Annotated in this window: 11 protein-coding genes; 5 read left to right on the top strand and 6 right to left on the bottom strand. The window is 44.7% G+C overall.

Annotation, left to right across the window (positions count from 1 at the left end; all coding sequences use genetic code 11):
* Positions 1-51 precede the first annotated feature (51 nt).
* Together gorA and pgi are read right to left on the bottom strand one after the other, a co-directional pair.
* Positions 52-1,401: a glutathione-disulfide reductase gene (gene gorA, locus LPB140_RS07485; protein WP_072560650.1), complete on the bottom strand. Its 1,350-nt coding sequence runs from the start codon at positions 1,399-1,401 to the stop codon at positions 52-54.
* A 97-nt stretch (positions 1,402-1,498) separates the two neighbouring features.
* The gene (pgi, locus tag LPB140_RS07480) at positions 1,499-2,995 is read right to left on the bottom strand and encodes a glucose-6-phosphate isomerase (RefSeq protein WP_072559297.1); all 1,497 of its coding nucleotides are present in this window, start codon (positions 2,993-2,995) and stop codon (positions 1,499-1,501) included.
* Positions 2,996-3,177: 182 nt separating this feature from the next.
* Here pgi and lepB point away from each other — a divergent pair, with 182 nt between their 5' ends.
* The 3 genes from lepB to era are packed head-to-tail and all read left to right on the top strand — an operon-like array spanning position 3,178 to position 5,626.
* Positions 3,178-4,005, top strand: coding sequence for a signal peptidase I (lepB, locus tag LPB140_RS07475; RefSeq protein WP_072560648.1), 828 nt, complete (start codon positions 3,178-3,180; stop codon positions 4,003-4,005).
* Positions 4,002-4,691 (top strand): ribonuclease III, encoded by a 690-nt coding sequence (gene rnc / locus LPB140_RS07470; RefSeq protein ID WP_232223376.1) that lies wholly within the window; start codon positions 4,002-4,004, stop codon positions 4,689-4,691. Before lepB ends, rnc begins: the two co-directional genes overlap by 4 nt.
* Positions 4,691-5,626, top strand: coding sequence for a GTPase Era (era, locus tag LPB140_RS07465; RefSeq protein ID WP_072559295.1), 936 nt, complete (start codon positions 4,691-4,693; stop codon positions 5,624-5,626). The genes rnc and era overlap by 1 nt, the downstream gene beginning before the upstream one ends.
* Before the next feature lie 24 nt (positions 5,627-5,650).
* Here the strand turns inward: era and topA are convergent, their stop codons facing one another.
* From topA to plsY, 3 genes are all read right to left on the bottom strand, one after another.
* Positions 5,651-8,287, bottom strand: coding sequence for a type I DNA topoisomerase (gene topA / locus LPB140_RS07460; RefSeq protein WP_072559294.1), 2,637 nt, complete (start codon positions 8,285-8,287; stop codon positions 5,651-5,653).
* 102 nt (positions 8,288-8,389) lie between these two features.
* Positions 8,390-9,562, bottom strand: a complete 1,173-nt coding sequence (gene dprA, locus LPB140_RS07455; protein WP_198024088.1) for a DNA-processing protein DprA — start codon at positions 9,560-9,562, stop codon at positions 8,390-8,392.
* A gap of 1 nt (position 9,563) precedes the next feature.
* Positions 9,564-10,169 carry a glycerol-3-phosphate 1-O-acyltransferase PlsY gene (gene plsY, locus LPB140_RS07450; protein ID WP_072559292.1) on the bottom strand — a complete coding sequence of 202 codons (606 nt, stop codon included), beginning with the start codon at positions 10,167-10,169 and terminating at the stop codon, positions 9,564-9,566.
* 141 nt (positions 10,170-10,310) lie between these two features.
* On the opposite strand from plsY, the gene murI reads away from it, so the two are divergent.
* Complete coding sequence (gene murI, locus LPB140_RS07445; protein WP_232223375.1) at positions 10,311-11,156, top strand: glutamate racemase; 846 nt, start codon at positions 10,311-10,313, stop codon at positions 11,154-11,156.
* Positions 11,157-11,257: 101 nt separating this feature from the next.
* The gene (hemA, locus tag LPB140_RS07440) at positions 11,258-12,478 is read left to right on the top strand and encodes a 5-aminolevulinate synthase (protein ID WP_072559291.1); all 1,221 of its coding nucleotides are present in this window, start codon (positions 11,258-11,260) and stop codon (positions 12,476-12,478) included.
* A 67-nt stretch (positions 12,479-12,545) separates the two neighbouring features.
* Here the strand turns inward: hemA and LPB140_RS07435 are convergent, their stop codons facing one another.
* On the bottom strand, positions 12,546-13,550 hold the full coding sequence (locus tag LPB140_RS07435) for a threonine ammonia-lyase (RefSeq protein WP_232223374.1): 1,005 nt from the start codon (positions 13,548-13,550) through the stop codon (positions 12,546-12,548).
* Positions 13,551-13,605 lie beyond the last annotated feature (55 nt).

Here is a 13,605-nt window from a genome sequence, read left to right as displayed (position 1 = left end):
GTATTTATCCGGTCAATAGTCCTTATCCATTATTTGCACGGACAAGTAACTTTATTTTAACAACACCAACTCCTCCGCCATTGAAGGATGCAGCGCAATGGTATCATCAAATGCTTGTTTCGATAAACCTGCTTTGACGGCCACCGCCGCCAATTGTAATATTTCTGGAGCTTCTGGGCTTATCATATGGATACCCAAAACCTTATCATCTGTGGGATGGACAATCATTTTATAAAGGCTGCGTTCGGCCCGATCCGCGAAAATATTTTTCATTGAGCGGAAATCGGACTGAAATATTTTCACATCACCAAATTTCTGACGCGCTTCCCCCTCAGTCAACCCAACAGAAGCAATAGGCGGCTGGGAAAACACAGCCGAAGGGATATAATCATAATTTATCCGCGCATCCTTATCACCAAATAAACGATCGGCCAGCGCCTGCCCTTCTCTAATCGCTACAGGGGTAAGCTGCACACGGTCGGTAACATCACCAACAGCATAGATAGAGGGAATATTTGTTTGCGCTCTATCATCAACCAATATCGCGCCCTTTGCGTCCATATTTACGCCGACATTTTGCAAGCCCAAATCATCGGTTTTCGCCCTGCGCCCTGTTGCCACCAAAACAACATCCGTTTCAACCGGCTCATCACCATGTTTTGAATGAACCAAAAAGCTGCCATCTGGTTGCTTTACAATTTTCGCAACCTCAAAATTTAATTTTATATCAATCCCTTTGGCTATGCTAATCTCCGTCAATCGCTCCACAATTTGCTGGTCATAACTACGCAGCAAACGTTCAGAACGATTGGCCAATGTCACTTGACTGCCCAAACCATTAAAAATACCGGCAAATTCATTTGCAATATACCCACCGCCATAAACGAATAATCTCTTTGGCAGGTTTTCCAAATGAAACATTTCATTGGATGTAACCGCATATTCTATCCCATCAACTTTCGGCATGTCTGGCCAAGCGCCAACCGCGATTAAAATATATTTTGCTGTAATTTTCTTCCCACTAGCTAATAAAATTTCATTTGGTCCGCTGACTGTCGCACGTTCCAAAAAAGTGGTAACATCATTATTATTAAGCGTATTTTGATAAAGGCCATTAAGGCGATTAACATCATTTAAAATATGATCACGAAGGCGCGGCCAATCCAGCGCATCTTTTGATATGTCCCATCCATAATTGGCCGCATCATGCAATTCTTCGGCAAAATGAGACGCGTAAACCAACATTTTTTTCGGCACACAACCACGAATAACACATGTGCCGCCAACGCGATATTCCTCCGCCACAGCAACTTTTGCGCCATGGGATGCCGCGATACGCGATGCACGAACACCGCCCGAACCCGCGCCAATCACAAATAAATCATAATCAAAATTGGGCATATTCATTCTTTATCCTTATTCCTTCTAACCCATTCGGATTTAATTTCGAAAAGGTTTCAGGTTAAATTCACTATTAAAAAAAAATGGAACGGTTTCATCAATCTTCGTCAAATGCCAATTGCATCAATTTTTGTGTGGATGCGTCAAATTTCACATCACCCTCGCCGCCCATGGCCTTTGCCATCTTCTTACCCAATTCGACACCAAATTGATCAAATGGGTTTATGTCCAGTAAAACCGCATTTGCAAAGCAGCGATGCTCATAATATGCGATTAACGCGCCAAGAGTAAATGGATCGACATCATCCACCAATATGGTCGTGGAGGGGCGATTGCCGGCATAGCTACGCGCATTGTCTTCATTTGCCTCACCCGCCATTAAAGCTGCACCCTGTGCAAAACAATTATTTAACAATGCCTCATGATGCGCTGCGTCCAAATCATGCCCTGGTGTTTTTGACACGATAAATTCAACAGGAATAATATCGCTTCCCTGATGTAATAATTGAAAAACTGCATGTTGTGCATCAGTGCCAACACCTCCCCACGTAACCGCCGCAGTGGGATAATCAACAAATGTCCCATCGACATGCACTGATTTTCCATTGGATTCCATTTCCAATTGCTGCAAATAATCCGGCAATAAACGAAGCCGTTCATCATATGCAAAAACGGCACGGCTGCCTGAACCTCTGGCTTGGCGATAATATTGATCGACCATTGCCGCCAAAACAGGCGCATTTTTATGCAAAGGGGCATTTTGGAAATGGCGGTCCATCATTGATGCACCCTCCAGCAATTCCTCAAATCCAGCCCAGCCTAAACCTATTGCGGCCGGAAAACCAATGGAGCACCAAAGCGAATATCGCCCGCCAACTGTTTCAGAAAAAGGCAGGATGCGGCTTTCATCCACGCCCCATTCCACCGCTTTGTCAGGTGCTGCGGTCAATGCGATAATCCGGCCCATCGGGTCAGCAACGCCTGCCTGCTCCATCCAATGTAACGCAGATTGCGTGTTCATTAATGTTTCGGTGGTTGTAAAGGTTTTCGATGCCACCGCGATTAAAGTTTTCGCAGGATCAATTTTCTTAAATATTTCCTGCAAGGCGGCGCCATCAATGTTGGAAACAATATGAACATCTATACCTTCATTTTCACGGCCCAAAGCATCCATTAACAATTTTGGTCCCAATGCCGACCCGCCAATGCCAATATGCAATAAATGATCTATTTCTCCGAATGCACCGGCTTCTACTGCCTCTACCATCGCGCGCATGCGCAAATGCAGCGCCTTTGCCATGGCAACAGAATCTACATTTCCATGCCCTCTTTCTGCGCTATGTTCAGCGGCGCGTCCCTCGGTCGGATTGACGATTTTACCTGCAAATAAATCGCCTCTGCGTTGTTCAAAATTGCGCTGTTCAAATAAATCTTTGAAAATTGAAATTAAATCAGCATCCAGCGTATTTTTGGAAAAATCAAAATATACCCCCTTTTCAATAACCGAAAAATTTTCAACTCGCTGCGCGTCCTGATCAAATAATGATAATAATTTTGTCTCATTATGGTTTGAAAGTCGGTCAAAAAAGCTCATTTTATAAGTCTCAATCTATAAATTTTATGCTATTTGCAATATTATCACGCATTTTGTTCGCTAGATACTAGCCAATTAAATAAAGGGTTAGTAGAAGGCGCTAACGAACTCAACAAGCAAAGATATAAAAATTGTCACAGAATATTGAAACAGAACAATCAGAAACTGCCACAGATACAGAAATGCAGAGCAAAAATGGCTCTGAATGGGTAGATTTTGGGAAATTTTTAATCAAACTCATTATTTTCATGGCATTGCTTCGCACATTTTTCTTTGCGCCATTTAATATACCCTCTGAATCTATGCAGCCCAGATTGTTAATTGGCGATTATTTGGTCGTTTCCAAATGGTCCTATGGCTATTCTAAAAATAGCGTACCGTTCCAATTACCCATCATTCCTGGACGTATTTTTGCATCAGACCCAAAGGCAGGGGATGTTGTGGTATTTAAAGCACCTCCAACCGCACGTGATGATTATATTAAACGGGTTATCGGCCTGCCCGGCGATCAAATTCAGATGATTGGCGGCATTTTGCATATAAATGGCACAGCAGTTCCCAAAAAGAAAATTGCCGATTTGGTTATTCCAGTCACCCAAAATATGATTGATGCGTCCATCGAAACCGACAGCTTCCCATGCTTTAGCCCGCAATATGAGGAAAAATTGGAAAATGGGCAAAGCCAATGCAGATATCCGCAATTTGAAGAAACACTGCCCAATGGCCGAAAATATAAAATTTTGGATGTTGTTGCCGATGGTCGCGGCGATGATAGTCAGGCATTTATTGTGCCAGAAGGTCATGTATTTTTGATGGGTGATAATCGCGATAGATCCGAAGACAGCCGCTGGCCCGCAGTTGAGGGCGGCGCAATTGGCATTGTTCCAATGGAAAACCTTGTCGGTAAAGCATGGTTTAGCGTTTTTTCAACCGATGGCTCTGCCAGCTGGATTATGCCATGGACTTGGTTTAGCGCCACCCGCGCAGAACGCATTGGGGAAGGATTTTGAACGAAGAGTTTCTTCGCTGGCTTGGCATATTAATTGAACAAGATGTCGCGCCAAATAATATTTTTTCAATCGCGATGACGCATGGCAGCACCGGAAAGGCCGATTATCAAAGGCTGGAATTTTTGGGCGACCGTGTGCTTGCCATAAATATTGCCGAACATCTTTATCACCTTTATCCAGAGGAGGATGAAGGACGCTTGGCGCACCGTTTAAATGCATTAGTTTCGGGCAAAAGCTGTGCCAAAATTGCGCGTCATATTGAACTTGGCCAATGGATAAATTTGGGCAAACAAGCAAGGGATGATGGCGCAAGAAACAGCGATAATATTCTTGGCGATGTCATGGAATCCTTAATCGGCGCAGTTTATCTGACCTATGGCCATGAAAAGGCAAAGGCGCTGATTATTAAATTATGGGATAATATTATTGAGGAAACCGAAGTACCGCCCAAACATCCAAAATCAGCGGTTCAGGAATGGTGCGCTAGTAATAAATATAAATCCCCTATATATAATTTAGTTAATCGAGAAGGGCCGCCGCATATGGCCCAATTTACGGTTGAATTAACAATAAATGGATTTGATCCCATCATCGCAACCGCATCTAGCAAGCAATTGGCAGAAACCAGTGCGGCAGAGATATTTTTGCGCAAAAACCAAACAAAGAAAATAGTTGGAAAAAAATAATGACGAACAGCAATATTGATAGCAGCAAAAATGATGCTGAAAATGGCACAAGCTGCGGCCATGTTGCCGTAATTGGTGCGCCAAATGCCGGAAAATCGACCTTGGTCAATGCTCTAGTTGGTCAAAAAGTTGCAATTGTCAGCGCCAAAGTGCAAACAACCCGCGCACGCATTATGGGCGTTGCCCTGCATGAACAGGCGCAAATTATATTGTTGGACACGCCTGGAATATTTGACCCGCATCGCCGATTGGACCGCGCAATGGTTTCCGCCGCATGGTCGGGAGCAGATAATGCCGATTTGGTTTTATTGGTGGTCGATGGCCGCGCCGGTGGCGGCAAAAAATTTGATGCGATATTGGAAAAAATTGGATCAATTACCGCGCCAATATGGTTGATTATCAACAAGGTGGACATTGCGCGTAAAGATAAATTACTGCAACTAACAGAAAGATTGAATGAAAAGGTGAATTTGGCTGAAATTTACTATGTCAGCGCGACCACGCAGGATGGGCTTGATGAGCTTAAGGCTCAATTGGCCAATGCTATGCCACATGGCCCATGGCATTTTCCCGAAGATCAGGCATCCGACATTAGCGAAAGATTGGCTGCCGCCGAAATAACCCGCGAACAATTATATCATCAGCTTCATTCCGAATTACCCTATGCCAGCGTGGTGGAGACCGAGAAATATTCAGAACGTGATGACGGCAGCATTGAAATTTACCAACAAATTTTGGTCGAAAGAGCAAGCCAACGCGCCATTATTTTAGGTAAGGGCGGCGCACAAATTAAAAAAATTGGAGCCGCAGCCCGTGAAGAAATTGCCAAACAAATGGGCGTGAAGGTTCACCTTTATTTACATGTAAAGGTTGATCCGAAATGGGATGAAAATAAGGAAATTTACCAAAATATGGGGCTGGAATGGGTGAATTAACACCCGCCCCAGCCAAATATAATATTATTCAGCAGCTTTTATAACGTCCGTTTTTTTGGTCGCAGATTTTTTTGCCGCTGTTTTCTTCGCTGCTGGTTTTTTGGTCACTGCTTTCTTCGTTGCTGGTTTTTTTACCGCTGTTTTCTTCGCTGCGGGCTTTTTGGTTGCAGCTTTCTTTTTCGGGGCGGCTTTTTTCTTTTTTGCTGGCCCCTTGGCAATTTTCGCATCAATTAAGGCGGCAGCATCATCCAATGTGAAATCATTACCATCTTGTCCGCGCGGAACGGTGGCATTCACGCTTCCATCGGTGATATATGGTCCGTAACGACCGTCCATTAATTTTAACTCACTGCCACTTTCGGGATGCGGTCCATAAATTTTCAAAGGCTCTGCCTTTGCACGGCCACGCCCGCCCTTATTCTCAGCGGCCTCCGCCAATTTAACAACAGCGGCATTCATGCCGACATCAAAAACATCTCTTGTTCCATCCAATTTCGCATATTTACCATCATGGATTAAATATGGGCCATAGCGTCCAATGGCCGCCCGCACTTCTTCGCCGCTTTCTGGATGGATGCCCACCAAACGCGGCAAAGATAGTAATTTCACTGCCCAATCAAAATCAAATTCATCGGCAGGAATATCCTTTGGCACAGATGCACGTTTTGCCTCTTTACCCTCACCCATTTGAACAAAAGGACCGAACCGGCCCGTTTTTCGGCTTATCATCTCTCCGGTTTCGGGATGTTCACCCAAATCACCATCTTGGCTATCATCAGCGTTGCCGCCGCCAGCCTGCGCGAATTGGCGCGTAAATTTACATTCAGGATAATCAGAACAAGCGATAAATGCGCCGAAACGCCCACCGCGCAAGGACAATTCACCAACCCCGCATTTTGGACATAGACGCGGGTTTGACCCATCTTCTTTTTCCGGAAATAAATATGGGGCCAAAAATTTATCAAGCTCTGCCGTAATATCGGATGGTTTTTGTTCCATCACACTGGCGGTAATGGTTTCAAAATCTTTCCAAAATTGCTCCAAAACTTGCTGCCATCCAAGCCGCCCGCCGCTTATCTCATCAAGCTCATCCTCCAAAGCGGCGGTAAATTCATATGCCACATATTGTTCGAAGAACCTTTCTAGAAATGCTGTTAACAACCTGCCGCTATCTTCCGAGAAAAAACGGTTTTTCTCAACACGGACATATGATCTATCTTTTAACACCTGAATGGTGGAGGCATAGGTTGACGGACGTCCAATGCCCAATTCTTCCAATCTTTTGACCAAAGTTGCTTCTGAAAATCGCGCAGGTGGCTGGGTGAAATGTTGATTAGCCTCGACATTTTTTTTCGCAGGCGTATCGCCATTCACCATTGCGGGTAATAAACCGCCATCTTCCTGCTCATTATCGTCCAATCCCTCTTCATAAAGGGCCAAAAATCCTGGAAAAACGATAACTTGGCCATTGGCACGCAGCCCTAAATTGCCGGTGCCATCTTCTAACATAATGGCTGTGCGTTCCAAATTTACCGATGACATTTGGCTGGCCAATGCGCGTTTGTAAATTAAATCATATAATTTTGCCTGATCACCGCTACCAAATCGGTCATCATTAAAATCTGTGGGACGGATTGCCTCATGCGCCTCTTGCGCATTTTTGGCCTTGCTTTTATAAACCCTTGGTTTTTCAGGAATATATGCCCCATCATAGCGATTGGTTATGGCGCGGCGCGCCTCCGAAATGGCGCTGCCATCCATGGTTACACCATCGGTCCGCATATATGTAATCGCGCCCGCTTCATATAAACCTTGTGCAACGCGCATCGTATGGCTGGCGGCGAATCCTAATTTTCGTGCAGCCTCCTGCTGCAAAGTTGATGTCATAAATGGCGGTTGTGGGTGGCGTTTGGCCGGTTTTGTCTCCACAGACGCCACGCGCAAATTGGCATTTTCAACCAATGATTTTGCCGCCATTGCCGATTTTTCATTATTCAGCCCATGCTTGTCCAATTTTTGGCCATCTAAAGTAACAAGACGCGCCACAAATTCTTGGCCCTTATGCTCCATATTTGCCAAGACAGACCAATATTCCAGCGACTTAAACGCCTCAATCTCTCGTTCCCGCTCAACAATTAAACGCAGCGCAACCGATTGAACGCGGCCCGCAGATTTTGCACCGGGCAATTTACGCCACAAAACAGGTGATAAGGTAAAGCCAACCAAATAATCCAATGCGCGGCGTGCACGATAGGCATCGATTAAATCATGGTCCAAATCACGTGGATTGGCCATGGCTTCGGTGACAGCAGCCTTTGTGATAGCGTTAAATGTGACACGCTCAACCTTTGCAGGGAGTAATTTCTTCTTTTTCAACACTTCTAAAACATGCCAGCTAATCGCCTCACCCTCCCGATCAGGGTCGGTGGCAAGTATCAATCGATCAGAAGCCTTTGAAGCATCGCTAATCGCTTTTAATTGCTTGGCCTTATCGCCATAATTTTGCCATTTCATTGCAAAGCCATCTGCTGGATCAACCGACCCATCTTTTGGCGGCAAATCCCGAACATGGCCAAAGGATGCTAATACCTTATACCCCTTGCCCAGATATTTTTCGATGGTCTTTGCTTTTGCTGGCGATTCTACGACGACTAAATTCATGTTTTTATATATCTTTTCAATTTCTCTACATATATGCGCGAGTCTGCTAGCATAAAAATGCTCCAGTCAAGATGCTTTTTTATTTTTACACCCATGTTTATTTCAAAAACTCAACCTTACTTTGCCGCCAGCGCCGCGCTCCAGCCTTCCGGCAAGCTCCATTTCCAACAATATATCCTGAACCGCGGAAACGGATTGTTTTGATTGCCGCACAATTTCATCTACAGTGACAAATGATGCGCTTAACAACCCATTTATTGACTCTCTCACATTCTGATTAAGCGCAGCTTCATTGCAATTATCTTCTTCTTCATCGAATATAGTGGTTTCATCATTATAATTGCTTTCCCAGTTAAAAATAAGCTCATCTTCACATAATGTAGGCTCATTTCCATTATTCCTGCCTAAATTATGTGAAGGAAAACCGGATGTAAAAGATGATAAAAGCTCAACCATATCATCCGCATTTTGCACCAAAATTGCGCCTTCACGGATGATTTGGTTACATCCTTGCGACCGTGGATCCATGGGAGAGCCAGGAATTGCCATCACCTCTCGCCCGCTTTCCGCAGCAAGTCTGGCCGTGATAAGCGAGCCGGATTTAAGCGCAGCTTCCACCACCAATGTGCCCTGCGCCAAACCCGCAATAATGCGATTTCGGCTGGGAAAATGGCGCGCGCGCGGCTCTGTTCCATATGGTTGCTCGCTCACCAAACAACCATATTTTATAATTTCATGCTGCAAATCCGCATTTTCCGGCGGGTAAATATTATCAATCCCACCTGCTATGACCGCAATAGTTCCAGTTGACAAAGAACCAATATGCACCTGTGTATCTATTCCTCTAGCCAATCCGGAAACCGTAACCATGCCGCGCTCGCCCAAATCGCTAGCAATTTTACGGGCAAAATTTACCGCAGAGGCAGAGGCGTTACGCGCGCCAACGATGGCCACCATGGGTCGATTAAACAGCTGTATATTGCCAGCAACAGTCAAAACGGGCGGCGCGGAATCAATCTTGCTCAATAATGTCGGATATTTTGTGCTGCCATGAAATAAAAAATGCGCACCTGCCTTTTTGGTGGCCTCAACCTCTTTATCCACGGCATCGCTGGAAATTAGGCTAAGCTTTCGGCCTCCACGCTGTGCCAATTCGGGCAAATGTTCAATCGCTTCGCTTGCGCTGCCAAATTTGCGTAATAAGCGATGAAATCCAACCGGGCCAATATTGGTTGACCTAATCAACCTTAATTTATGCCAATTTTCTGAATGCATCTTATTTTGATTTTCCGACCTTTGGTTCATTACCAGATAATAAACGCAATATATTGGGCCAATGTTTCCATATTAAAATTAAGGTGCAGGCGATTAACAATGGCACAAGTTCGGATTTTCCGACAATCGCTGCCGTAATCGGAGCAGAAATAGCCGCAATTATGCCTGCAAGCGAGGAATAGCGCGAAATTACCAATGTCCCAATCCAGCAAATGGCAAATATATATCCGCCGACCATGCCATCATTCCAAAATAAACCAAATAATATGCCCGCATAGGTGGCGACGCCTTTACCACCTTCAAATTTCAACCAAATCGGGAATAAATGACCAAAGAAAGCCGCCGCCGCCGCGAGTGGCTCTGTCCCTGGGATGAAGTGAGCGACAATTAAAACCGCCACAGTGCCCTTTAAAATATCCAAAATTAAAGTGGTTGCAGCCAATAATTTATTGCCTGTTCGCAATACATTTGTCGCACCAATATTGCCCGAACCAATGGAACGAATGTCCGGTCCGCCTGCAATTTTGGTTAATAATAATCCAAAGGGTATGGAGCCCAATGCATAGCCAATTAATATAGCCAATATGAAATTTACATATATTTCCATGGTTTAAACATGCTCCATCATTTGCAATCACTTATTTGATTAAGGGGCAAGGTTACAACAAACAAGTATATTCACAAAAATAAATAAATTTTATGATATGGAGTTGCGCTTGCAGCATCAAAAAACAATGTTAGTAAATATATGATGACAAGCAATGAACAAATAAGCAGCATGCAACCAATTTTATTCCTTGATTCTGGTATTGGGGGGCTTTCCATTTTAACAGAAGCCAAAAAGGCCGTTCCGGATGCGCAATATATATATTTGGCGGATTATGCTGCCCTGCCATATGGCAATAAAAGCGAAGCCGAAATTGCCGCCCGTGTTCCAGCTTTATTGGGCCGTGCGGTGGAACGATATCGCCCGCGCCTTATCACCATTGCCTGTAACACCGCCTGCACCATTGCATTAAGCCATGTTCGCGCTGCATTGGATGTTCCCATTGTTGGAACTGTTCCTGCAATAAAACCTGCGGCTGCTTTATCAACAACGAAAGTTATCGGAATATTGGGCACGGCGGCAACAATCCGGCAACCCTATGTTGAAAAATTATATCAACAATATGCGTCTGATTGCATGTTAATCCGCTCTGCCGCGCCCGATTTGGTCGGCGCTGCGGAGGCAAAAATGCGCGGTGAAGATGTACCCATCAAAATATATGAAAATGCCATTTCAAACTTATTGCAACATGAACAGGCCAAAAATATGGATGTCATTATCCTTGGCTGCACACATTTTCCTCTGGTGAAAGATGAGCTGTCTGCCGCCGCCCTAAAATTAGGCATGGCAGAGCACTTAAAATTTATTGATGGGGCACAGGGCATCTCTCGCCGGATTGATTTTTTAACAAAAGAACAAAAATTTGCTGGCAATCATGGCCATAATATTGGCAAAGATAAATTTTTCTATACTGGCGAAAATATTGATATTGAAAAATTAATTCCTAATTTAACTAAAATAGGTTTCACCGAATTTAGTGAATTTTGATATTTGCACATGGAAAATTGCGTTTTGCAACTGATATGACCTAGATTTTTATGCGCAAAATCGGTAAACACGCATTTAAATATTAAACAGGTATTATTTTTGTGAATTATGATCAAATTTTCGACAAGGCCATAACAAGACTTCATGAAGAAGGGCGTTACCGTGTTTTTGTTGATATACTCCGCAATAAGGGGAAATTCCCTAATGCCCGCTGTTTTGCCGGACATAATGGGCCACGTCCAATTACGGTTTGGTGCTCCAATGACTATCTGTCCATGGGCCAACATCCCAAGGTGATTGCCGCAATGGAAACCGCCCTGCACGATGTTGGTGCAGGATCGGGCGGCACACGCAATATTGGCGGTAACACTCATTTACATGTTGAATTGGAGAATGAACTTGCCGACTTGCATGGCAAGGATGGCGCACTGCTTTTCACCTCTGGCTATGTGTCAAATGAGGCAAGCCTATCCACTTTGGCAAAAATATTGCCCGGATGTATTATTTATTCTGATGAATTAAACCATGCATCAATGATTGCCGGTATCCGTAATTCAGGATGCGAAAAACATGTTTTCAAACATAATGACATGGAACATTTGGAACAATTATTGGCAGCGTCAGACCCCAATGTTCCCAAATTAATCGCTTTTGAAAGCGTTTATTCAATGGATGGCGACATCGCCCCCATTGCCGAAATATGCGATTTGGCCGATAAATATAATGCCCTTACCTATTGTGATGAAGTGCATGCCGTGGGCATGTATGGGCCGCGCGGCGGGGGCATTACCGAACGGGACGGCACAGCCAGTCGTGTCACGATAATTGAGGGCACATTGGGCAAGGCATTTGGCGTTATGGGCGGATATATTACCGCTGATCGTAAAATTATCGACGTTATCCGCAGCTATGCCCCTGGTTTTATTTTCACGACCAGCCTGTCTCCCGTTTTGGTTGCGGGCGTTTTGGCGGCGGTAAAACATTTAAAATCATCTAATGAAGAGCGTGATTCACAACAGCGCCATGCCGCATATTTGAAAAAATCCTTTGCCGATGCGGGGCTTCCCGTCATGCATAGTGTGACCCATATTGTGCCATTGATGATTGGCGATCCAGTGAAGGCAAAACGGATAAGCGATATTTTATTGGCGGAATATGGCGTTTATGTTCAACCGATAAATTACCCCACTGTGCCGCGCGGAACCGAAAGATTACGTTTCACCCCAGGGCCAAGCCATGATGAAGCCATGATGGATCAATTGACTAAGGCTTTGTTGGAAATTTGGAATCGCGAGGAATTGGCTCTGATTAAGGCAGCCTGAGATTAAGCTGCTCGGCCTTATTTTAGGCGGCTTATCATTTCTTTATTTTGGCTAAATGATATGCGATTTAACCGCCTATCATCTTAAAATATAACGCCGCATCTACATTGCCGCCGGACAAAGTAACCAATGGATTTTGGCCCAATTCCACCTTGCCCGCGATGATAGCGGCCAATGCGACCGCGCCGCCCGGCTCCAATATGATATGTAAATTTTCATATGCATAACGCATTGCGGCGGCAATTTCTGCTTCCGTTACATTTACGCCTGTGGCGCATCGTTCATGTAAAATATTAAATGTCATGTCGCACACGCGCAAGGTTTGCAGCGCATCACAACTTGTAAATGGAGGATTGGGCCGAACAGGGACAATTTTACCCAATGTCAAAGATTGCCCCATATCGTCCCACCCATCCGGCTCAACAATGCATATTTCCGCGTCCAAAAGGGCAAGCGCACATCCACTGGCAAGCCCGCCACCGCCACAACAGGCGATAATCTGATCAAATTTCTGTCCATTATGGGCGGATAATTGTTGCGCAGCCTCTATCGCGGTGCTCCCCTGCCCCTCAATCACCCATGCATCATCAAAGCTGGGCACTATGGTCGCGCCGTTTTGCAGGGCGATATCTCTCGCAATTTCTTCACGGCTTTCGGTCATGCGATTATATATTATTATTTCTGCGCCCAAATCCTTGGTGGCCTTCATCTTTGCCTTTGGCGCGTCACTTGGCATGACGATAGTGGCATTGATATTAAGCTGCTTTGCGGCCCATGCAATGCCCTGAGCATGATTTCCGCTGGAAAATGCGACCACACCCAATTTGCGTTCTTTTTCACTCAAATCAGTTAATCTATGCCACGCCCCCCTTATTTTAAATGCCCCAATGGGCTGCAGCGCCTCTGCCTTACACCAAATTGTTTTTCCTCTAATCATCAGTGGTAAAAGAGGCGTAGGAGGCAGGATTTTTGCGACTTTCTGTGCAGCTCTCACCACCCCTTCATGGCTTGGCATAATAATATTTAATTGCGGATGATTGTCATATTTTTCGTTCAAAACTTGTCCTGTCATCAAAGCTGCCTATATGCTGTGGCAATATGATTCTTAAATTGGCAGGATTTTTCAA

The organism is Sphingorhabdus lutea (assembly GCF_001889025.1).
GTDB lineage: Bacteria > Pseudomonadota > Alphaproteobacteria > Sphingomonadales > Sphingomonadaceae > Sphingorhabdus_B > Sphingorhabdus_B lutea.
This window is presented reverse-complemented; position numbering and strand designations above follow the sequence as displayed.